Origin of the sequence: Paenibacillus sp. MY03, assembly GCF_002165585.1 — a bacterium.
GTDB lineage: Bacteria > Bacillota > Bacilli > Paenibacillales > Paenibacillaceae > Pristimantibacillus > Pristimantibacillus agaridevorans.
This window is the reverse complement of record NZ_MXQD01000016.1, coordinates 1-22536: the sequence shown is the minus strand read 5'-3', so window position 1 is coordinate 22536 and position 22536 is coordinate 1. Positions and strand designations below refer to the sequence as shown.

At 56.1% G+C, this 22536-nt stretch carries 15 protein-coding genes; 11 read left to right on the top strand and 4 right to left on the bottom strand.

Annotation, left to right across the window (positions count from 1 at the left end; genetic code table 11):
• The first annotated feature begins 39 nt into the window (after nt 1–39).
• Nucleotides 40–1650, top strand: a complete 1611-nt coding sequence (locus tag B1748_RS17120; RefSeq protein ID WP_087569194.1) for an extracellular solute-binding protein — start codon at nt 40–42, stop codon at nt 1648–1650.
• 171 nt (nt 1651–1821) lie between these two features.
• Here B1748_RS17120 and B1748_RS17115 read toward each other — a convergent pair whose 3' ends face one another.
• A complete protein-coding gene (locus B1748_RS17115) occupies nt 1822–2415 on the bottom strand; it encodes a YdeI/OmpD-associated family protein (RefSeq protein ID WP_087569155.1) in 594 nt (197 codons plus the stop codon).
• A 191-nt stretch (nt 2416–2606) separates the two neighbouring features.
• Here B1748_RS17115 and B1748_RS36865 point away from each other — a divergent pair, with 191 nt between their 5' ends.
• The 7 genes from B1748_RS36865 (at nt 2607) to B1748_RS17085 (ending at nt 13160) form a co-directional block, all read left to right on the top strand.
• Entirely contained in the window at nt 2607–2768 is a 162-nt protein-coding gene (locus B1748_RS36865) for a hypothetical protein (RefSeq protein WP_179215636.1), read from the top strand.
• Between the two features lie 119 nt (nt 2769–2887).
• Nucleotides 2888–3922, top strand: a complete 1035-nt coding sequence (locus B1748_RS17110; protein WP_087569154.1) for a Cfr family 23S rRNA (adenine(2503)-C(8))-methyltransferase — start codon at nt 2888–2890, stop codon at nt 3920–3922.
• 330 nt (nt 3923–4252) lie between these two features.
• Entirely contained in the window at nt 4253–6646 is a 2394-nt protein-coding gene (locus B1748_RS17105; RefSeq protein WP_087569153.1) for a glycosyl hydrolase family 95 catalytic domain-containing protein, read from the top strand.
• Between the two features lie 588 nt (nt 6647–7234).
• On the top strand, nt 7235–7633 hold the full coding sequence (locus B1748_RS17100) for a RidA family protein (RefSeq protein ID WP_087569152.1): 399 nt from the start codon (nt 7235–7237) through the stop codon (nt 7631–7633).
• A gap of 752 nt (nt 7634–8385) precedes the next feature.
• Nucleotides 8386–10215 carry a cache domain-containing sensor histidine kinase gene (locus tag B1748_RS17095; protein WP_087569151.1) on the top strand — a complete coding sequence of 610 codons (1830 nt, stop codon included), beginning with the start codon at nt 8386–8388 and terminating at the stop codon, nt 10213–10215.
• Complete coding sequence (locus B1748_RS17090; RefSeq protein ID WP_087569150.1) at nt 10205–11833, top strand: response regulator; 1629 nt, start codon at nt 10205–10207, stop codon at nt 11831–11833. Before B1748_RS17095 ends, B1748_RS17090 begins: the two co-directional genes overlap by 11 nt.
• The gene (locus tag B1748_RS17085) at nt 11826–13160 is read left to right on the top strand and encodes an extracellular solute-binding protein (protein ID WP_087569149.1); all 1335 of its coding nucleotides are present in this window, start codon (nt 11826–11828) and stop codon (nt 13158–13160) included. Before B1748_RS17090 ends, B1748_RS17085 begins: the two co-directional genes overlap by 8 nt.
• A gap of 54 nt (nt 13161–13214) precedes the next feature.
• Here B1748_RS17085 and B1748_RS17080 read toward each other — a convergent pair whose 3' ends face one another.
• The 3 genes from B1748_RS17080 to B1748_RS17070 form a co-directional block, all read right to left on the bottom strand.
• Complete coding sequence (locus B1748_RS17080; RefSeq protein ID WP_087569148.1) at nt 13215–14081, bottom strand: Gfo/Idh/MocA family oxidoreductase; 867 nt, start codon at nt 14079–14081, stop codon at nt 13215–13217.
• Nucleotides 14078–15139, bottom strand: a complete 1062-nt coding sequence (locus tag B1748_RS17075; RefSeq protein WP_087569147.1) for a Gfo/Idh/MocA family protein — start codon at nt 15137–15139, stop codon at nt 14078–14080. Before B1748_RS17075 ends, B1748_RS17080 begins: the two co-directional genes overlap by 4 nt.
• A gap of 88 nt (nt 15140–15227) precedes the next feature.
• The gene (locus B1748_RS17070) at nt 15228–16145 is read right to left on the bottom strand and encodes a helix-turn-helix transcriptional regulator (RefSeq protein WP_179215635.1); all 918 of its coding nucleotides are present in this window, start codon (nt 16143–16145) and stop codon (nt 15228–15230) included.
• Between the two features lie 269 nt (nt 16146–16414).
• Here B1748_RS17070 and B1748_RS17065 point away from each other — a divergent pair, with 269 nt between their 5' ends.
• The 3 genes from B1748_RS17065 to B1748_RS17055 form a co-directional block, all read left to right on the top strand.
• Nucleotides 16415–20245 (top strand): TIM-barrel domain-containing protein, encoded by a 3831-nt coding sequence (locus tag B1748_RS17065; RefSeq protein ID WP_256975730.1) that lies wholly within the window; start codon nt 16415–16417, stop codon nt 20243–20245.
• A 346-nt stretch (nt 20246–20591) separates the two neighbouring features.
• Nucleotides 20592–21584 (top strand): Gfo/Idh/MocA family protein, encoded by a 993-nt coding sequence (locus tag B1748_RS17060; RefSeq protein WP_087569145.1) that lies wholly within the window; start codon nt 20592–20594, stop codon nt 21582–21584.
• A 289-nt stretch (nt 21585–21873) separates the two neighbouring features.
• A partial coding sequence (locus B1748_RS17055) for a hypothetical protein (RefSeq protein ID WP_143810316.1) occupies nt 21874–22536 on the top strand: 663 nt, incomplete at its 3' end.

Here is a 22536-nt window from a genome sequence, read left to right as displayed (position 1 = left end):
GCAGCCCGCAGCAGTATTCGAATAAAGCTTGCTTCCGCGATGGCGCTTCTGGCGCTCGCGCTGGTTCTTGGCGCGTGCACGTCGGAGCCGGACATCGCCATCGACGACGCCAACGATGCCGCTCCCGTCGCTATTCGCGTATTCGCCCAGCAGGAGCCGTCGGGCGATCTGGAGACGAACGACTTCACGAGAGAGCTGGAGTCCAGGTTCAACGTCAAGTTCGAATGGAACGCCGTCGCATCGGCGGGCGCCAAGGAGAAACGTCAAATCTCGCTTGCCGGCGGCGATTATCCCGACGCCTACATTTTGACAACGTATGTGGATCAGTTCTCTCAGGCGGATGTGCTCCGTTATGGGCAACAGGGCGTATTTCTTCCGCTCAACGATCTTATTGACGAATACGCGCCGAATATAAAGGCCGCTATGGAGGAGAACGAGACGCTGCGCGCTTTCAACACGGCTCCTGACGGCAACATCTACGGTTTGGTCGCATACAGCGAGTGTTACCATTGCTCCTTTCCGAACAAAATGTGGATCAACACGTCCTGGCTGGATGCCCTCGATCTGGATATGCCGCGGACGACGGAGCAATTCAGAGACGTGCTGCGGGCATTTAAAACGATGGATCCCAACGGGAACGGAAAGGCGGATGAAATTCCGCTAAGCGGCTCCACCGAAGACTTCGGGGTGCGAATCATGCCGTTCTTGATGAACGGATTTATCTACGACGACGACAGCACCTATCTTCAGCTTCGGAACGGCCGGGTGAGCATGGCGGCGGATACACCGGAATGGCGGGAGGGTTTGGCCTACATCAAGTCGCTTTACGACGAAGGGCTGATCGATCCCGGAGCTTTTACGCAAAACGCCGTCGCCTACAAGCAAATCGGAGAAAACGCGGACGCGACGATTCTGGGCGCGGGTACGGCGATGCATCCCGATATCTTCGTCAATACGGGTCCGGGCAATACGCGCGGGAAGGACTATAATCCGCTGCCTCCGCTGGCGGGGCCGCATGCGTCGTTTGCCACCCATGTCAATATCGGCGTCTCGCCGGGCGCCAAGTTCGTCATTACGAACAAGGCAAGCGAAGAAGCGCAGATCGCCCTCATTCGTATGGTGGATTATATGTATACGCCGGAAGGGCAGGCCTTCGCCGAGACGGGCAAAGAAGGCGTCGACTGGAGACGGCCGAAGCCGGGAGAGCAGGCGCTAAATCCGGAGCTGAAGCCGCAATTCGCGCGCATACCGGTGGATAGCGGAAAGAAGAGCAACAATTCCGGCTGGAGCGGAATGGGCCACTTCTACATGCCCAGGGAATATCGCGACAGCTGGGTGCAGGGCACGGATATCTACGCGCCGGACGGCTACGAGCGCAGGCTCATGGAGGCGACGAAGCTGTACGACGGACACGAGCCGGAGCAGATGCTGGCGGTGGAGTCGCTGTGGATTCAGCCGGAGGTAGCCGACGAAATTAATTTCCTGCAGATGAACATCCGCAATTATGTGGAAGAAAGCTCGCTGCAGTTCATTACCGGCAACAAACATTTGAACGAGGATTGGGATGCTTACGTGAACGGTCTTCGGGAGTTGAATGCGGATCGGTACGTGGAAATTATGCAGAAGGCGTATGACGGGGCGACGAGGTAGGCAAGGTAGGCAAGGTAAGCGAGTTAGGCGATGGGCGGAAGGCGCGTTGCTGGGGCGTTTGGATTTTTGATTGGTCCCCCCAACGTGCTTCAACAGGAAATAGGAGCGGATGCCGAGGCGATCTGCTCCCTGATGAAGGGGATGGCGCTAACGGTCTTGCCAGCTAACCTGTTAATCCTTTAGTCCCTTTCCATCTAGTATTTGCGGCAAGTACTTTTCGATTCTGGACTCCCGGGTTTTGGATTGTTTGGGTTCGGAGAAGTAGAAGATGTACGCTCTCTGCCGTCCAGGCGTCAATGCTTCGAAGGCCGTTTTCAAGTCGGGGATTTCCGCGAATTTATTTTCCAATTCCTCGGGAATGACGTATTCGGCATGCTGTTTCATCTCTACTTGCCTGCCGGATTTTTCTATCTCGACGGCTTCATCGACATATGCCTTCAAGATCAACTGCATCTCCTCGATTTGCTGCAGGCTGGTAAAACGGATCTGACGGGCGGCTTGCACGTTCTCCGTCTGCTGGATCAGAATGCCATGATCGTCCTTAAGCAAGGCGCCTTTGTGGAACAGAAGGGCGCAGTATTCTTTGAACCCGTGTATCAACACGATGTTTTTGCCTTCATGGGTGTAACAAGGATGCATCCACTTAAAATCCTCGGTCAGCCCGCAATCGAGAACGATTTTCCTCAACTCCTCAAATTCGGCTTTCCATGTTTTCGCTTTTCTTAGAAATCCGTCCACCTTGGGATTGGTTTGATTAGTTGTCAAAGGGAAACACTCCTTATCGTTTAGTTGTCAATTTATATCCTCTTTTAATAGTCGGTTTAAATGCTGCTTGGTGCCGTTTTGATTGTAGGACGCCTTTTGGTGTCGTGTCAACAACATGCCTGCAAGCCTGCCTCCTGCGCGGGGGAGTAAGCTTGACCGGCAGACCGGTTCCGTGTTAGGGTACTTGTTACATGAGTGCCGCAGGGCAGAAGGAGGATGAAGTGATGCCGGAAGTTGTAGATGATTACGTGAACCTGCCATTCGACGGGCAAGACGACAAGTCAGCGGGCATGGTTCACATTTTACGGCCGCCGGAGCTTTATCCTACCTTGACGGAATCCGCCTATCGGTGACTAATGCGCCGGGAGGCGTAGTTTCACGATCGTTTTGGTTGATAAAAAGCGCTTGAAGCACCGGCTTGCCGGCGCTTCTTTTTGGTGTTGCTTTCCTCCGGGGCCAAAGGGAGAAAGCGATGAAAAAGAGGAATAGATACGAACGAATAAGCGATATTATCAAGAAAACGGGACAACCCGATTATCGGTATAAACAAATTACGGATGCGATATTCAAGCAGGGAGTACGCGAATACAATAACATGGGCATATTGCCAAAGGGATTGCGGGACGAACTGATGATGGAGCTGGGTAATGAGGTGTGCGGACTTAAGCCAGCGGCGGAGATAACGTCGAAGCAGGCGAATCGGCTGCTGTTCGGGCTGGAGGACGGCGAACGGGTAGAAGCCGTAAGGCTGAGCTACGAAAGGGGCTGGGACTCGTATTGCATCTCCTCTCAATGCGGCTGCGGGTTCGGCTGCTCGTTTTGCGCGACCGGAACGATGGGACTGAAACGAAATTTGACGGCGGACGAGATTACCGACCAGCTGTTGTATTTTCTTATGCAGGGGCATGTGCTGGACAGCGTTTCGTTCATGGGCATGGGGGAGGCATTAGCCAATCCATATCTGTTCGAGGCATTGTCGATTATGACGGATCCGCAATTGTTCGCTCTTGGCCAGCGGCGGATCACGGTGTCCACGATCGGCATCGTGCCGGCTATGCGCCGGTTAAGGGAGGAGTTCCCTCAAGTGAATCTAACCTTCTCGCTGCATTCTCCGTTCCCGGATCAGAGAAGCGCGTTAATGCCGATCAATAACCGTTTCCCGCTGCACGAAGTGCTGGAAGAGCTGGAGCTTCATGTCCGGCAAACGGGACGGAAGGTTTATGTGGCGTACATTTTGCTTAAAGGGGTCAATGATTCTCGGGAGCATGCGGAGGAGATCGCCGGGCTTCTTATGGGAAGAGGCTTGCGGGAACATCTATATCACGTAAATTTAATTCCTTACAATGCCACGGACGGGACCGGTGAGCGGTATAGTCAGTCCGAGAGAGCGAGCATCGAGGCATTCGTACGAGTTCTGAGGAGCAGAGGGATGCGGGTGACCGTGAGAACCCAGTTCGGCTCAGACATTAATGCGGGTTGCGGCCAGTTGTACGGTTCGGAACAATAAATTTGCGTGGGAGAATTGCGACGGGCGGGCGACGTTATTTGTAGCCCGCTTTTTGTCTTAACGCATGCAGTCGTCGAGTCAGCCAAGCACTGAACAGGCCGAGCCGCGTATCGGCAAGCAACGTACGCTTTTTCCGGCGGTATTGCGCGGCATCGCGCCTTTGGTACCGGTGAACGTACGCGCGGCGTGCATATTGGTCCCTGAAATTCGGGACGATCGTACGCGAAAAGGAGGAAGTGTACCTACCCGGAACCTCTCTTTTCGAGCTATGATGTGCAATATAGTAAGCGTTGTCATTACATCGTGGCTAATTCAGGAGGAGACGGAATCATGGTCAACAGAGAACGGGCACGGAAGCATGCCATCGTATTTAAAGGACCGGCTGCGAATTTTTTTGAGGGGGCGCTGCTCGGCAACGGCGGCCTTGGAGCGGTCGTGACAACTCGGCCGGACGCGGTTGTCATACACTTTGGCCATAACAACGTATGGAATATCCGCATAGCGGAGGAGCACAAGGAAGAGATCGGCACGTTTGGCGAGCTGTTTGCCCGGATTAAGAACATTCCGGAGCACTATGCGTCGCTTAGCGACGAGCCATGGTATCGGGATTACGTAACGATGGCGGGAGCGAATTACGCGAAGCCGTACCCGCGTCCCATGCCATGCGGCTCGCTGCTGCTCGGTTTCGACAGGAGAGAGGTCGAGGTATTGGGCCATCGTCTGTCGGTCGATAATGGCTTGTGCGAGATCGACTTTCTGACGCATAACGGCATTGCTACGCTGCAGCTATTTGTCGACCAACGGGAGGACGAACTTCTGGCGACGCTTCGGAATGAGGACGGAAGCGCTCCTCATGCCAATCTGTTTAACCGGGTTAAGCTTATACCCGATCCCGAGACGCCGGCGGAGCTGCCGAGCCCGGAAGAGACGGTCGACTCAACTGTTCGAGGGCTGTCGTTCCGGCAGAAGCTGCCGCGCTCATTGGAAGCTGCCGAGGACATGAAAGACAAGTCCCGGGCGTTTCGGTTGTCGGCCCGGTTTTCTTCGGATGTAGAGGCCTGGACTGACGGCAAGCAGTTGGAGCTTGCGCTGGGGGCGGGAGAAAGCTTCGATGTTCGGATCCGGTTGGAAGAGGGAATTCTGAGGGAGGTCGGCGATGACGCGGGGGATTCTTTCTTGCGGCTGAGTGATCCCGATTTCGGCGCGTTTCGCGAGACCCTGGCGGCATCGGATGTCGTATGGGATTCCTATTGGTCGCGCTCGGGAGTGGAGCTAGAGGATGAGCTGCTGGAAGAGACTTGGTACCGCAACCTGTATTTCCTCCAGTGCTCCGTGAAGGCGGAGGCGGACTGCCCCGGACTGTTCGCGAACTGGAGCTACGGCAAAATCGGCGCGGAGTGGCACGGGGACTACCATATGAACTACAATACGCAGCAGCCGTTCTGGGTGGCCTTCTCGAGCAATCACGCAGACAAACATTTGGCGTACGCGAACATGGTTGACCACGTGCTGCCCGTCAGCCGAAAGTGGGCGCGGGAGTATTACGGCTTGCGTGGCGCTTATTTTCCCCACTCCGCCTATCCCGTCGAGATGGACATTATGCCGTATCCCGTCCCGCATTGGGGCTGGGAGGTGTGCGAGACGCCTTGGACGGTGCAAAGCTTGTGGTGGCATTATTTGTATACGATGGATCGCGTCTTCCTGGAGGAACGAGCTTTTACGCCGATAAAGGAAGCGGCGTTGTTCATGGCGGATTATATGCTCAGGCCGGAAGCGAGCGGCGAGGCTTGGGGCGATGACCGCTTTCACATTTTTCCCACGGTCGTGCCGGAGCTGTACGAACTGACGCCGGGTTTTCGCCGGAATTACGACTGCATAGTGGATTTGACGCTTACGAGGTTTCTATTTCGCGCGTTCAGGGAGGCTTGTTCCACGCTCGGACGAGAAGCGGAGGAGGGAGAACTGCTTGGTCTGATTGGCGAGATTCTGGAGAGGTTCCCGGACAATCCGACGGCGGAGTCGCGGCGCGGTACCGTGTTCGTCTCCGTGCCGGGCGAGAATCCCGAAGTCGTCTACAACGTGCCGAACGGAGTGGCGACCGTCTTTCCGGGGGAGGAGCATGGCCTGCATTCGCCGCCTGAACTATACGAGATCGCGGTAAACTCCTATTTGAACCACCGGAATGAAGGCGGCAACGAGCTCGTCTTTCTGAATTTAGCGGGAGCGCGGCTCGGAAAGCTCGACCTGGAGCGGTTCAAGCGGCAAATCCGATATTGCCTGCTGCCGAACGGTACGTGCACCGACAAGCTTTTGGAATCGGGAGGCCGTTATTCGGATACGACCCCATTTGACTACATGCAGCCAATGGGCATTTGGTTCGAGAATTTCGCGCTGCCTGCCGTCATCAATGAATGTCTGCTGCAGAGTTACAACGGCATCATGCGTCTTTTTCCCAACTGGCCAGCAGAGAAGGGGGCAGCGTTTCGGACGCTCCGCGCGGTAGGCGGCTTTCTGGTGAGTGCTTCCTTCGAAGGCGGGACGGTGCGAGAGGTCGAGATTATCAGCGAAGCCGGCTCCGTGCTGCGAGTGTATAGCCCGTGGCAAGCGGTGCTTCTCGTTCGCGAGGGTCGGAGGGAGGAGCTTCTGGCACCTCAGGCAGGAGAGGTGTTAGAAATCGCAACGTCGCCGGGCGAACGGCTGCGGTTAACCCCTGCGGGCAGCTAGCCGCACTGCGCGCAGCTCCAGCTCGCGGTGCAGATGGCGGCGGGCAGTTGGTCGATTTGATGCGAGTGGTGTGACATCGCTAGTCCGTTAGCGTTTCTCCTTGTTCGGACATGGAGCCAACGGACATATGGAGCTCGATTGGCTAATCCATTGCAACAGACATAACGGTCGTTAATTAGCCATTGTACACAGTACCTTGTGTGAAAATGTGCAATTAACGCAGCTGGTGTCCGTTGTGTTTTTTGGGGGCCGAATGCTGCGCAAAAGCGGCTGCTGAGTTCGTTCTGTCAGAAGAAAATAAAGTTCTAGACTGAAAATAAAGTGATAGACTGACGATGCATCATTAAGCGGGGAGGATAGTTGAATCTTATTTTAATAAAAACTATTATATTTATGTATTATATTACTTCACGTCTATTAAGAAAGGAGTATCCAATCCATGAAGAAAAAATCTTTAATGTTTATATCTTTTGGATATGGATATTCGACTGCCGTTTTTTTCTAGAATTCATTTTACGGGTGAAGTCTGCCCAAAAATGGACGTTAACTACGGCAGTGAATCTCTTATAGAATGCGAGGTAATTAAACATGGACAAATCGTTTATATCCAGAAAAAACCCAGCAGGTATGTATGACCCCGTTGGTAACTATACGCATATAACCAAAATCCCCAGAAATTCAGAGTTATTTGTAACTTCCGGTCAAATTGGGGTGGATAAAAATGGGGAGATTCCGGAGGGCCTGAACGAACAAGTAAAAAATACTTTTGATAATATCCGGAAATTGTTAGTTTCTGAGGAACTAACATCTGAAAACATAATCAAAGTAAACATATGGGCAACTAAAAAAATTGATTGGGATTACCTCTATGAAGAGTGGGGGAAAATGTTTAGTTGTGATTATCCGGCAATGACGATTGGATATATTACTGAATTAGGACTGCCAGAGTTAAAAATAGAAATTGAAGTATGGGCTGCTAAAGTATAGTGCAGGTTACTTCATCATAATGATTTTCCCATGACGGCAACTGACGACTCGTTCAGCTGCCGTTTTTTCGTTGAATCGAGAATCCGCATAAAGACACCCAGTCTAATCCTTTATTTTCTACCGACACGTTCGCTTTTACGGCGCCTCGGAGATTGACTAGCGAAAGCGGCAACATGCCACACTTTGTCTGTACACAATGGAGCGAAGCTGTAGCCCGATTTTTTCGGGCTACAGAGCCCAAAGTTACCTTGAGCGAAGCTGTAGCCCGACTTTCTCGGGCTACAGAGCCCAAAGTTACCTTGAGCGAAGCCGTAGCCCGATTTTTTCGGGCTACAGAGCCCAAAGTTACCTTGAGCGAAGCTGTAACCCGATTTTTTCGGGCTGCAGAAGCTAAAGTTACCTTGAGCGAAGCTATAGCCCGACTTTCTCGGGCTGCAGAGCCAAAAGTAGCTCTGAGCGAAGCCGTAGCCCGATTTTTTCGGGCTACAGAGCCCAAAGTTACCTCGAGCGAAGCTGTAGCCTGACTATCTCGGGCTTCAAAGGGCTGCAAAGTCCAAAGTTACCTACGACTTACTCTGTAACCCAGTTTTTTCGGGCTGCAGAGCATAAGCGACTCCGAGCGCCGCCAAGCACGTTTACCCGCGAGCCAATCGCCAGCCCGTGTACGCCGGCGGCTCCATTTTTTTCTCGTGCAGCGGCTCCGGCTCCGGTTTATAATAAAGAAACCTTGAACAATATGGAGGGGGGCCGCCGTGATATCCTTTATTCGCAACCGACTTGGCCGAAGCTTGTCCACGAAGCTCATCCTCCTGCTGCTCATGCTGCTTACCTTCGCGATTGCGATGATCAGCTCTCTTTATTTTTGGTTTTCTTCCGAAGTTATTTTGCGAAATGTAAGTGCTTCCACCAAACAATCCGCCAAGCAGTCCGCCGACTACCTGTCGCTTATTCTGACCGTCGGCAGCGACATGGGGCAGCAGATTTTTCGCGACGCGCGGATTCAGGGCGTTATTCAGGAGGAAGCGAAGGGCGGGCTGTCGGTCGACCAGAAGTTCGATCACAAAAACGCCGTTAACGATATTCTCAACAACATCATGTATACGAGTTCGTTCGTACACAGCATCTACCTGCTCCGGGAGCAGGGCGTCAGCTGGGGCAGCGGACTGTTCAACGCGTCGAAGGTCATGCGGTATACGCTGACGGAGCGGGATTGGTACAACGATATTCTTGGGGGCAGGCAAGACGAGCTGTGGCTGCCGCTCCAATTCGACCCTTTCAGCGGAGGAGGGGAGAACACGAGACTGGTGTTGACATTCGTTAAGCCGCTGCATAACCTCGCCACGCGCGAGCCGGCGGGAGCGATTTTGGTCAACGTCGACGGCCAGCTTATCCTGCAAGCAATCGATCGGATCCGGCTTGGGAAGACGGGCGACTTCTTTGTCGTTGACGGAGCCGGAAAGGTTGTCATCGCTTCGGAGCCGGAGCGCTGGAGCGACACGCTTGAGACAACGGGGTTAGGCGAACGGCTGCCGCGTATCGGGGCAGAGGAGTCGGAGTTCGAGCTGGAGCTGGACGGTGTTCGCCAATATGCGGTGACACGCAAACTAAAGAACGACTGGACTATCGTCGGCATCGTTCCCGTGGGCGAGATGATCGGGGATATCGCGCGCATTCAGCAGCAGATCTGGCTGTTCGCCACCCTTTTGCTGGCGCTGGCCTCCGTAACGGGTTATTTGTTCTCGAAGCGCATTACTTCGCCCCTTAAATCATTAATGAGGCAAATGAAAGAGATCGAGCGAAGCAACTTCAAAGCGCTCTCTGCGGTCTCGTCCCAGGACGAAATCGGGCAATTAAGCCGCCGCTTCAACCAGATGGTAGGCCAGATCGAGGCGTTGATCGAGCAGGTAAATGAGGTGGAAGGAAAGAAGAGGGAAGCCGAGATGCGGGCGCTGCGACATCAAATTAATCCGCATTTTCTATATAACACGCTGGCCACCATCCGCTGGATGATCAAGTTCGGGCGGAAGGAAGGCGCGTATGACGGCATCTCATCGCTGGTTCGGCTAATGGAAGCAAGCATGGAGAAGCAAGGGGTGTTCTATACGATTCGGGATGAGCTGGAGCTGCTGGACAAATATATGGTCATCCAGCGGTTTCGATACGACTTCCGTATCCATCTGGATGTCAGATGCGAGGAAGCGCTGATGGACGTGTCCATTCCGCGGATGCTTTTGCAGCCAATCGTGGAAAATGCGATTTTCCACGGGCTCGCGCCCAAGGAGGACGGCGGGACGGTGACGGTTACCATCGAGCAGACGGCCAATACGCTGGAGCCAGGATTAATTCTACGAATCGAAGACGATGGAGCAGGCGTTCCGCCGGACCGTCTGCCGGGCTTGTTGCTGGGCAGGACGGGGGAGGCCAAATCCGGCATGTTCGGGATCGGCCTCAATCACGTGCATGAGACGGTGCAGCTGTATTATGGCGAACGAAGCGGCGTGGAGATCGTCAGTCCGCCGGGCGGCGGGACCATCGTAACGGTCAGGCTGTTTATGGAGGAGGAGATGGCAATTGGTATATAACGCGCTGATCGTGGACGACGAGCCGATGATCCGCTTCGGCCTGGCGTCCTGCGTCGAATGGGAGCAGGAGGGCGTCAGGCTGGCCGGCGAAGCGGCGAACGGAGAAGCGGCGCTGGCGCTCATTCGGTCGGAAGAGATCCATATTCTGATAACGGATATCAAAATGCCGCTCATGGACGGACTGGAACTCATCCGCCTTGCCAAGGAGCTCCGTCCGGAGCTGAAGGTGGTGCTGGTGAGCAGCTACAGCGATTTCGCTTATGCGGTGGAGGCGGTAAAGCTCGGCGTCGTGGTGGACTATTTGCTAAAGCCGACGATGGAACCGGAGGATCTGCTGCGCGTCGTCCGGACATGCAAGGATCGATTGGCGCGGGACCTTGCCGGCAGCGAGAAGGAGCTGAGACTGCGGGAAGAGGAGGAGAAAAGCAGAAAGCATCGGTTCGAGGAAGAGCTGAAAGCTTTTTTGGGAGGCATCGGCAAGGATTTCGAATGGAAGCCGGAATGGGCAATCGGCCATATCGTGCTGGCCGTCTGGCGACTGGAGTCCGCGGGCGGTGAGGCTTTGCGGCATATCGTCTCGCTTGAGTCTGCGAAGAACAAGCTCAACGAATGGTGCCCCCATGGCCACTCGTTTCTGTCCGGAGAGGGCGAGCTGGTGACGCTGCTTGCGGATCATAGCGGGAGCGCTTTCTCGGATATTACGCGTTACCATCGACTGCTCGCGGAGGAGGACGGCATGGGAGAATTCACGGTCGGCGTCAGTCCTGTCGTACACCGATTGCAGTCTGCCCAGGACGCATACGGATGGGCGCGAAAGGCGCTCGGGAACGCTTTTTTTGAGGGGAGGGGGCGATGTTATCTCGGCCAAATTCCTTCCGGAGGGGAAGAGCGGCGGCAAATTCCCGGTCCCGATGCCGGCTTCGAACGGCTGCGGGAGAAGTTCTCGAAGGCTTATGCGTTTTCGGATCAACCCGGCAGCGAGGCGGCGTTGGCGGAGATGGTCGCGTTATGGAAAGCGCGGCGTTATGGCCGCGATGAGATCGTCGCGCACGCCAGAAGCTTGCTTATGATTATGTGGTCGCATCGATTCCGCGTGAAGACGGAGGAGGATATGGGCATGATGATGAGGAGGCTGGGGAGTCTGGAGCAATCGTCCGGTCTGGATTCCCTGATTCGCGCCGTGCGGGAGGAGCTGTCCCGGTTCTGGAAGCCGGACAATCGTCCAACTGTCGCGGTCGACGCCGGCGGCGCGCATGTCATTCAGCTCGCGTTATCCTATATTCAGGAGCATTATCGCAGAGATATATCTTTGCAGGATGTGGCCGATTATGTGCACATGAGCAAAAATTATTTCAGCGAGCAGTTCAAGCAGCGAACCGGCATGAACTTCATCGACTTCGTGATTTCCCTGCGGCTTCACTACGCAAAACATCTGCTGGAGCAAACAAGCATGAAGGTCATTGATGTCGGCGCGGAATCGGGCTTTAACAGTCCCAAGCACTTCCTGAAGCTGTTCAAGCGGGAGCTGAACTGCACGCCGCTGGAATTCCGCGAACAGTGCGAGCAGGGGAGAACCAAGGAGGCGACATGGCCCGGGGAGGATGGTCTAAATGAATGATGACGCACGGACTGCGAGGAAGCCTTCCCGAAGCTGGGCCGTTTATGTGCCCATGATGCTGTTCATACTGGCAACAGTAACGCTGGCCGGATGCATGAGACCTTCGCTTGCGCCGGGGGAGCTCGCGGAGCAGGAGCCTGAGGGCGATACCTCGAGATATGCCGTCGAGCTGGAATACTGGCACACCTATAGCGATCTGGAGCAGGAAGTGTTCCTGGAGAAGGTTCTGCCGTTGTTCGAGAAACAATATCCCCATATTCGGATTAACGCCGTGCGCAAAGACCAAACGGATCAATTCAAGGATACGCTGCTGTTCGCGGTAGCGGACAACAAGCAGCCGGACGTCATGCGCATGGACATCGTATGGGTGCCCGAATTCGCCAAAAAGGAAGCGCTCGAGGAGCTGTCCGGCATGCCGGGCTTCGACGCGATCAAAGATACGTTTATCGGCGTCCTTATTCAGACGAATGTGTACAAAGGGGGTTATTACGGCCTGCCCGTCAACGCCAATACGCGCGCGGCTCTCTACAATAAGAAACTCCTGGAGGCGGCGGGTTTGAGTGCGCCTCCCTCCACGTTCGAGGAACTGGCGGCGGCGGCGGCGCGGCTTCGCGCCGTTCGGTCGGACGCGTACGGCATCGGCGTCTGCTGCTCGGGCGGCTGGGGCATGCTGCCTTACTTTTGGTCCCTTGGCGGAGAAATGACAAATCCGGAGTACACCAAGGCAAGCGGCTATCTTAACGGCGAAGCAAGCCGCGCGGCGCTTAACCGAATGAAGGACTGGATGGACCGCGGCATTATGAGCCGCTCCATTTTGGGAGAGGTGCCCGGCACGTGGGACGGCATTCTGAAGGGACAATTGCTCATGATCGACGACGCGCACTGGTTCCATACCGTCAATGCAACGGGGCCGAACAAGGAGCTGCTGGACGATGTCGTTATTGGTTTGTTCCCGGGATTGGAATCGGGATCGGGAGGCATTTCCGTTATCGGCGGGGAGAATCTCGTCATGTTCGAGCAGTCCTCGCATAAGCAGGAGGCATGGGAGTTCATAAGATGGATGACTTCGGAGGAACCGCAGCGGATTATGGCGGAGACGGGTCTAATCCCGACCATACAGGGAATCGAGAATAACGTGACGAATCCGCTGCTGGCTCCTTATCTGGAGCAATTGGGGCAAGCAAGACCGCGTCCTCCCGTCCCGAATTGGACCGCTATCGACGAGGAATTCGCACGAATGGTGGAGCGCGTCCTGGCCGGCGAGATGACGGCGGAAGAGGCTACCGACAGGGCGGCGCGGAAAATTGACGAACTGCTGTTGGAGTAGCACGATCTCGCAGACGGTTGCCGCGTCCCCGAGATCGTGCATATATTCTCTATATCATCGCGCAACGGATATCCATTCGTCCCGTCGATCAAGGGCCAAGCGGCCTGCATCGAGCAGCGCCATGACGGCCAGCGTCTGTTCCCGCGGGACTGGAGGTACTCCGCTCTCGAAGAAGAGGAGCATCTGCTTCATCAGTTCGGGGAAGAAGCCGGTGCATTCCGGCACGATATAACCTTCCGCCTCTCCTTTGGGCTGAAGCAGGAGCTGGAACGGAGCGTTATTGATTTGGAGAAACGACGCCTGGCGGCCCCCTTCGAACTCGATAAGCAGCTGGCGGCCACCGTTCGGCGCGGACAAACTTTTGACGCGCGTGACGGCGGTGCCGAGAAGCGCGACGATCATCTCCATCTGGTGCACGGCGTAGTTCTGGAAAGCGCCCGGACCGGTCACGGACAGATGGCTGATCGAGTCGGCATTGATTCCGGCGGGCAACGCGACGAGTTGCTCGGAGTAGCGCAGCGCCGAGGTGGAGAATATCGGCGTGCCCCCGGCCGCGGCCATCTCGAACAGCTTTGCAGCAGTAGCCAGGTCGGGCGCGAACGTCTTGTCGATATAGACGGGTTTGCCGGATTGCAGCGCCAGCTCGGACAGGCGGAGATGATGCTCCGGATGGTCAGGAGACAGGACGATCAGGGCGTCCGAGCGTTCCACAAGCTCCGCGAGGCTGCCTGCCCGTTGTACATGGTGAGCGATGCACCAGTCGTCCGTATGGAGTCCGCCGGGCTTGTCCGTATCTGCCCATGCGTACGCGACATCCCAGTCCAGTCCTTGCTCTGCGGCGCTTTCGCGCAGCCAGGCGGGATAGTTGTTGGCATGCCATTCGTCAAGGAAATAGTCGATTAATCCGATTTTTTTGGTCATAGCACGATTTCCTTGCCCTGCTCAGACGAGGCGTACAGCGCATCAATGACCTGAGCGGTCGTCAGCGTATTGTCGATGTTGGCCCTGTTTTTAACGCCGCCAGCGGCAGACGACAGGAAGGCCTCAATCTCCTCGTCGAACGCATCGACCTTGCTGAAGGTCGCAGCCGTCTCCAGCAGCATGCCGCCTCGCGACGTATACAAGGTGAAATCGCCGCCGTACTCCAGCTTGATACCGCCCTTGTCCCCGAGAAATTCCACGTACATCGCCGATTCGGCAATGTTTTGCGCCCAAGCCCCGTTGAAAGTCAAGCTGGGACCGCTTGTGCGGATCATGCCGGCCGCAAAGTCCTCGACATCGTAGGTTCCTTCGTAATTTGGCGGTCCGGCCCACATTGAAGTGAAGGCGTAATTCTCCATCTGCCTGCCGAGTTCGCCGTGTACCGCGCCCGAGACGCTTAGCGCTTTGGTGTCTTCGCCGAGACAATAGAAGATGAGATCGAGAAAATGGATGCCCCAGTCGATCAGCACGCCTCCGCCGGACATGCTTTTGGTCGTAAACGGTCCGCCGAGTCCGGGGATGGAGCGATGCGCCCTGAAGGAGCAATACACATGGTACAGCTTGCCGAGCTCCCCTGCGTCAATGAGCTGTTTGACGTGGTTGACGGCGCTGTTAAAGCGGTTGACGACTCCGATGTTCAGGATATTGCCGGTCCGGTCCGCAGCCTCCTTCATGCGCAAAGCTTCGGCGTACGAAAGCGCGGCCGGCTTCTCGCAGAGGACGTGCTTGCCAGCCTCAAGGGCGGCGATGGAGACGGGGGCATGAGTATGGTTTGGCGTGCAAACGGAAACGGCCGTCACCTCCGGATCGCTTAGCACATCGTCCAGACTGGCCGTCGCTATCGGGATGCCGAATTGCTCTGCGGCAGCTTGTGCCCGCTCGAGAATCGGGTCAACGATGTATTTGATTTCAGCCTGCTTGCTTCGCGTATAAGCGGGAATATGTCTTGAGGTTGCGATTTGACCGCTGCCGATTACGGCGACTTTCATGGGTTTCATTGGCGCATCAGCTCCTATATGTTTATTCGTCCCTATCATAGCAAGGACGCGAGGAGTTGGATTTGCTTTCATTTGTCGGAATGATTGGTCATTTTTTTAGGTGGGAGGCAATTGCCTGGTATTCCGTGGGGGACATGCCAAAGTGGCGGCGGAACGCTTTGCTGAATGAGTGGATGGACTGGTAGTGCAGATTGGCGGCAATCTCGGTTATCGAATAACGGCTTTGCCTGAGCCAGACAGTCGCTTGCTCGAAGCGCTTTTGATCGTAATATTGTTTGACGCTAAGTCCCGTCTCTTTGGAGAAAATATGGGAAATATGCGCATAGCTGTAACAAAGCTCGTTCGCGAGCGAGGACAGCTCCGTCAGCTCCAGCAGATGCAGATCGATGTAATGGATGACTCTGTAGACGAGGTCCCGCACGGCGTCCGAACTGGCGGTCGGCGCGTAATGGGAAGCCAGGTCCTCGTAGAAGCCCCGGTAAGCCAGCACGATCAGCTGCTTCAGGTACGTTTCGATCATGAGGGGCGAGAAGTCCGACAAGTTCAGAACTTCCTGGAGCAGCCCGGTGAACACGGGGGCCGCAGCCCGGCTTCCGGCGACAACAGGATGTTTGACCTGCTGAAACAGACGCGAGATATGAAGAAACTCGCCGTCGGTCTGCTCCTGACGAAACTCGAAGCCCGCGTAATAATAGCGGAATGGATCCTCCCGATCCGCTATAACGTTATGCCGCTGGCCGGGCACATGTACGATCAAGTCGCCCTCCTGAACGGGATAGCTGGTGTCGTCGGTCGTAAATACGCCTTTGCCGGAGACGATATAGCTGATCTCATAGCAATATTGACGATGCTCGCCGACTTCATAGCCTGACGCGCAGCTCAGATCGCCGATTTGATACAGGGTAATGGGTCCGTAATGCTTGGGGTCATGAATGTATTGGTTGTCAAAATGAAATTTGATCTGCTTGTCCGGGGCCGAATTCGGCAGCTTTCGCTTGTCGTTCATCATGGCGTCCTCCGAAATAACTTCAGTGGCGTTGCAAATATTCTCTATGTTGGTCATCGTATCATAGTTTCGGCAAATCTGTCGAAACAGTGCCCAGAGGAACGTTGATCGGGCCCCGGCAGATAGAGGCAATGAGCATAACAAAAGATACCGAATCGGAATAATATGGAATTTTAATAGGATAGCGCTTCCATTATGCTAGAGATAGATTCGTGCGGCAGCCGAACATGGGCATGGGTCTAAATCCATTGTGGAAGGTGGCATGTCATGTGTTAAGGGTAGAGTCTCGTACAATTGCTTACGTCGTTTTGCTCTCGATGGTCTTTTCGCTGATGGGTATCGCTCGTCCGGGCACGACGCTTGCTTACGTAGGGGCGCTAGGGAATGTAACGGGAGCCTCCGTATCGGGAGACACGGTTACGTTGACGATCGACAACGGCGCGGAACCGAACGACGACAAGCTCATTATCGACGTGCTCAAGAACGACATCGTAAAGGTGTCGTACCGGCCGAACGATGTATCGCCAAGCCCCGATACGCCTATGATCGATCCGGGCAAAACCTGGAGCGCGGTCGGGGCGACGATTAATACGTCGGGCAACCCCATTACGATCGTGACCTCCGAGATTCGGGTCGAAATCGCAAAGACGCCGGCGCGCGTCACGATCAAGAAGGCCGACGGCACGACGCTGCTGTGGGAGCCATCGGGCGGAGGCGTCTTCTACGACGGCGTCCGGTTTATGCGGAACTCCGGCGACAACATCTATGGCATTCGCAGCTACAACGCCAACGAATCGGCTCCTGATCTGCTTCGCAACTCCAGCACCCATCCGGCGCACGCCGGCAACCAAGGGGATTCCGGCGGTCCGCTCATGTGGTCGACGGCCGGATACGGCCTGCTCGTCGACAGCGACGGCGGTTATCCATACTCCGACACGACGGGCAAGCTGGAATTTTATTACGGCGGCACGCCGGACGAAGGACGCCGCTACTTCAAGACCGACGTCGAATATTACGCCATGGTTGGCTCCCCGGAGGAGATTATGGCCAGCGTCGGCGAAATTACGGGCAAGTCTCCCATGCTGCCCAAGTGGTCGCTTGGCTTTATGAACTTCGAATGGGATACCAACCAGACGGAGATGACCTCGATGATCGATACGTACCGCGCGAAGGACATTCCGCTCGACGCTTACGGACTCGACTACGACTGGAAACAATACGGCGCAAGCAATTACGGCGAGTTTGCCTGGAATACCGCCAACTTCCCGAGCGCCGGCACGACGGCGCTAAAGACGGCGATGGATGCCAAGGGGATCAAGCTGATCGGCATTACGAAGCCGAGAATCGTGACGGAGGACAGCGGCGGCAACCGGACGACGCAATACAACGACGCCAACGCGGCGGGATATTGGTATCCGGGACATGGCGAATACAACGATTATTTTATCCCCGTGAAGGTGCGAAGCATCGATCCTTACAACGCGGGCATGCGCGCCTGGTACTGGGATCACTCCGAGGACGCCTACGACAAGGGGATCGTGGGCTGGTGGAACGACGAGACGGACAAGATCGCCTCGGGCTCGGCCCAATGGTGGTTCGGCAACTTCTCGACGACCCATCTGTCCCAAGCGATGTACGAGGGGCAGCGCGCTTACACCAACGACCAGGCCCGCGTCTGGCAGACGGCGCGGACGTTCTATCCCGGCGCCCAGCGGTACGCGACGACGCTGTGGTCCGGCGACATCGGAGGACAGTTCGAGATGGGCGAGAAGGTCGGCTGGGCATCCGGCATGAAGGAGCAGCGCACGGTCATGCTCTCGTCGGTAAACATGGGACAGCCGAAGTGGGGCATGGATACGGGAGGCTTTAACCCGAACGACAGCAATCCGAGCCCCGAGCTCTATGCGAGATGGATGCAGTTCGCGGCGCTTACGCCGGTGTTCCGCGTTCACGGCAATCTGTACCATCAGCGGCAGCCATGGTTTTATGGCCCTACGGCGGAGGAAGCGTCGAAGGCGGCGATCAAGCTGCGTTATTCGTTGATCCCGTACATGTACGCCTATGAGCGGGAAGCTTACGAGACGGGCAACGGTCTGGTTCGCCCGCTGCTGTTCGATTATCCAAACGATCCGGCGGTCAGCAACTACGTCGACGGCTGGATGTTCGGCGACTGGCTGCTGGCTGCTCCGGTCGTGGACAAGGGCCAGACGGTCAAGCCGATCTATCTGCCGGCGGGCACGTGGACGGATTATTTTACGGGCAAAACGTATGCGGGCGGTCAAACGATTCAGTACGCGCTGAACGCGGACGACTGGTCGGATATCCCGCTCTTCATCAAAAAAGGCGCCATTATTCCGACGCAGGAGCCCCAAGATTATATCGGCCAAAGCGCGGTTACGACCGTCGATGTCGATGTTTTCCCGGATACGGCCGCAACCAGCTTCACGTATTATGATGACGACGGCGGCAGCTACGATTACGAAAGCGGAGAAATCTTTAAGCAGACGTTGGCGGCGCAGGATAACGGCGGCAGCGGGGTCAGCTTCTCGGTAGGCGCCAAAACGGGCACGTTTACGCCGGCTCTGCAAAACTACATCGTAAAGATCCATGGCAAAGCCGGCACGGGCGTAACGCTTGGCGGGTCAGCGATGACCTCTTACGGCGATCTGGCGGCGCTGCGCGCGGCATCCGGCGAAGGCTGGACGACGGGGCGCGATATCTACGGCGAAGTGACGTACGTCAAGGTCGCGGCCGGAAGCGGCTCCGCCAAAAACATCGTCGTCTCGGGCACGGGCACGCCGGCCGCTACGGCCATGAAGCTGGAAGCGGAGCAAGCTTCGTTGTCGGGCGCCACGCCGGCTGCGCAGGCTGCCGTCAACAACAATCACGCCGGCTATTCCGGCACAGGCTTCGTGGACAAAATCGAGAACGACGGCGCGTCCGTTACGTTTTACGCCGACGTCAAAGCGGCAGGCGACTACGCGGTCGATCTCCGTTATGCCAACGGCAATGGTTCGGCGAAATCGCTGAGCATCTTTGTCAACGGCAAGCGCGTGAAGGGGACAAGCCTCGCGAACCTGGCGAGCTGGAGCACTTGGGGGACGGCGACGGAAACCGTTCCGCTGGCGGCGGGACGCAACGCCATTACGTACCGCTATTATGCGGATGCAGGAGACACCGGATACGTCAATCTGGACTATATCTCGGTGCCGTTCTACCCGTCCGTCGGCAAGTACGAAGCGGAGGGAGCCGCCCTGTCCGGCGGAGCGGCGACCAACAAAAACCATGGGTTCCATAGCGGCACGTCTTTCGTGGATAGTATGACGGCAGTGGGGGCGACGGCAACGTTTAAAGTTAATGTCCCATCCGCCGGCAGCTACCAAGTGGCGCTCCGTTATGCGAACGGCACGGGCAGCACGAAGACGCTCAGCACTTACGTCAACGGCGTCGACGTAGCGCAGGCCAGTCTGCCAAGCCCGGGCGCGAGTTGGAGCGCATGGCAGGATGTTTCGCAGTCGCTGACCTTGAACGCGGGAGAGAATACGATCGCCTTCAAGTATGACGCGGCTGACAGCGGCAACGTTAATCTCGATCGGATTCTGCTATCCCCGAGCTCGCCGGGAACGCCGCAGTCGGAGCTGAATCTGCTCGATAACGGCAGCTTCGAACGGGTCGGATATAGCTCGGCCTGGACAGAATGGCATCCGAGCGGACAGGCGCTGGCCTTCGGCGTCGACAGCGGATCGGGCACGCATCCTCCGACATCGGCTTGGCACAGGGACGCGAGGGCGTACTTCTACTCCGCAAGCGCGTATCAGCAGAGCATTCACCAAGTGGTGAACGTGCCGGTAAACAACGCGAACTACAAGCTGGAGGCTTGGGTTCGCATGCAATATGCGACCCCTACGACGGCGAGAGCGGAGATTACGAGCCATGGCGGATCGGCGATCTACGTTAACATTCCGAATACGGGCGAGTGGGAATATATCAGCATCGATAATATCCCCGTTACGAGCGGCGTGGTGGACGTCGGCTTCTATATCAACTCGCCGGGAGGCACGGTGCTCCATGTGGACGACGTGCGGTTGACGAAACAATAGAAGGAGAGACGGGTCATTTCTCCGAAATCGAGGCAATTCCGTTAAAGCCAGCGCCTGCCGGGCGCTGGCTTTTTGGCGCGCGAGGAGCGGCTGTGGGGAGGGTTGACCAGGGGCATTTGATTCGGTCGGGACAGTTGGGGCGCCTGGACGATTGGTTCGTGGGAGTTTGAGTTTGGGGCGTCAGTGCGGCTAGCGCTGCGGAAATCGTATTCTGATGCCGCTATGAAGAGCTGCTTGGTTCAGCTAACCCGGCGCTCTGCAAAACTAGCTTTTCCATCCCGGAGCCAACAATGGTAGAATGGAAAGCAGTACCAATCCCATAGCGATGAGAGAGGAGCAACAACATATGAGCACGAAACCGGTCAAATGGGGCATTCTGGGCTGCGGCGGGATCTCGTCGAAGTTTGCGAACGACTTAAAGCTGGCGGAGGGAGCCGAGTTGACGGCGGTAGCCGCGAGGTCGCTTGACAAGGCGCAAGCGTTTGCCGAGAAACACGGCTTCGAGCGCGCCTACGGCAGCTACGAGGAGTTTTTTAACGACGCGGACGTCGAGATTGTTTACGTCGGCACGATTCACCCGCTGCACAAGGAGCAGGTACTGGCTTGCCTGGAAGCAGGCAAAGCGGTGCTGTGCGAAAAGCCGTTCACGATGAATGCCGCGGAAGCGGAAGAAATCGTACGCGCGGGACGCGACAAAGGTCTATTCGTCATGGAAGCGATGTGGACGCGCTTCCTGCCTCCGATCGTGCAAGTGCGCGAGTGGCTGCAGCAAGGGCTGATCGGCGAGGTCCAACTGCTGAAAGCAGACTTCGGCTTCGACGCGGGGTGGAATCCGGGGGGCAGGCTGCTGAACAAGGAGATCGGCGGCGGCGCGCTGCTGGATGCAGGCATCTATCCCGTTTCCTTTGCTTCTTTTGTATTCGGCGAGCAGCCGAGCGCGATCCATAGCAGCGCGGTGATCGGCGAGACGGGCGTAGACGAGAAGTTTTCGGCGTTGTTCGAATACGAAGGAGGCCGTACGGCCGTGCTGAACGGCGCGGTACGTCTGCAACTGACGAACGAAGCGTGCCTCTACGGAACGAAGGGTTACATCCACATCCCAAGCTTTCTCTTCGGCAAGTCGGCAAGCCTTCACGTCCGCGGAGAGGAACCCGTGCATTTCCAGGACGATCGCACGTACAACGGCTACAAGCATGAAGCCGAAGCCGCCATGGAAGCTTTGCGCTCCGGCCGGACGGAGAGCGAAGTCATGCCGCTTGACGAGACGGTCTCCATCATGGGCACGATGGACCGGATGCGCAAGCAATGGGGACTCACGTACCCTGCGGATAACCAGTAACTTTTAATAGAAAAACAAACCATGCTTGCGCCTCTGTATGTCCGGGGCCCCAAGCCACGTTTCAAGCGGAGACAACTTGCCGCTTGAGACGCGGCTTTTTTAGTTGTTGCCAGGGGCAGAGCGGTCGGCAAAGATTATAGCGGAGAAATCCGCTATAATGTGCCGAAGTCGGCGGTTAGCGGGAATTATAGCGGAGAAATCCGCTATAAAGTTGCGAAGTTGGTGGTCGACGGGAAATATAGCGGAGAAATCCGCTATAAAGTTGCGAAGTGGGAGGTAGGCGGGAAATATGGGCGGAGAAATCCGCTATAATGTGCCGAAGTCGGCGGTTGGCGGGAAATATGGCGGAGAAATCCGCTTTAATGTGCCGAAGTCGGCGGTTAGCGGGAATTATAGCGGAGAAATCCGCTATAATGTGCCGAAGTCGGCGGTTGGCGGGAAATATGGCGGAGAAATCCGCTATAATGTGCCGAAGTCGGCGGTTGGCGGGAAATATGGCGGAGAAATCCGCTTTAATGTGCCGAAGTCGGCGGTTAGCGGGAATTATAGCGGAGAAATCCGCTATAATGTGCCGAAGTCGGCGGTTGGCGGGAAATATGGCGGAGAAATCCGCTATAATGTGCCGAAGTCGGCGGTTGGCGGGAAATATGGCGGAGAAATCCGCTTTAATGTGCCGAAGTCGGCGGTTAGCGGGAATTATAGCGGAGAAATCCGCTATAATGCTGTTGGTGGCCGGCGGTTGCACCCGTCCGCGTCCTATTGTACTCGCTTTTTCAAACACATCTGCTCGCCCCCACCCGTTCACGCCCCATTGTACTCGCTTTTTCAAACACATTTGCTCGCCCCCACCCGTTCACGTCCCATTGTACTCGCTTTTTCATACACATCTGCCCGCCCCCACCCGTCCGCGTCCTATTGTACTCGCTTTTTCAAACACATCTGCCCGCCCCCG

Bases quoted from the DNA above. Each gene is read 5' to 3' on its own strand.
- B1748_RS17080 (WP_087569148.1), bottom strand. From the start codon at position 14,081: ATGACCAAAAAAATCGGATTAATCGACTATTTCCTTGACGAATGGCAT.
- B1748_RS17100 (WP_087569152.1), top strand. From the start codon at position 7,235: ATGGACAAATCGTTTATATCCAGAAAAAACCCAGCAGGTATGTATGAC.
- B1748_RS17085 (WP_087569149.1), top strand. From the start codon at position 11,826: ATGAATGATGACGCACGGACTGCGAGGAAGCCTTCCCGAAGCTGGGCC.
- B1748_RS17070 (WP_179215635.1), bottom strand. From the start codon at position 16,145: ATGAACGACAAGCGAAAGCTGCCGAATTCGGCCCCGGACAAGCAGATC.
- B1748_RS17075 (WP_087569147.1), bottom strand. From the start codon at position 15,139: ATGAAACCCATGAAAGTCGCCGTAATCGGCAGCGGTCAAATCGCAACC.
- B1748_RS17105 (WP_087569153.1), top strand. From the start codon at position 4,253: ATGGTCAACAGAGAACGGGCACGGAAGCATGCCATCGTATTTAAAGGA.
- B1748_RS17060 (WP_087569145.1), top strand. From the start codon at position 20,592: ATGAGCACGAAACCGGTCAAATGGGGCATTCTGGGCTGCGGCGGGATC.
- B1748_RS36865 (WP_179215636.1), top strand. From the start codon at position 2,607: ATGAGTGCCGCAGGGCAGAAGGAGGATGAAGTGATGCCGGAAGTTGTA.
- B1748_RS17110 (WP_087569154.1), top strand. From the start codon at position 2,888: ATGAAAAAGAGGAATAGATACGAACGAATAAGCGATATTATCAAGAAA.
- B1748_RS17120 (WP_087569194.1), top strand. From the start codon at position 40: ATGGCGCTTCTGGCGCTCGCGCTGGTTCTTGGCGCGTGCACGTCGGAG.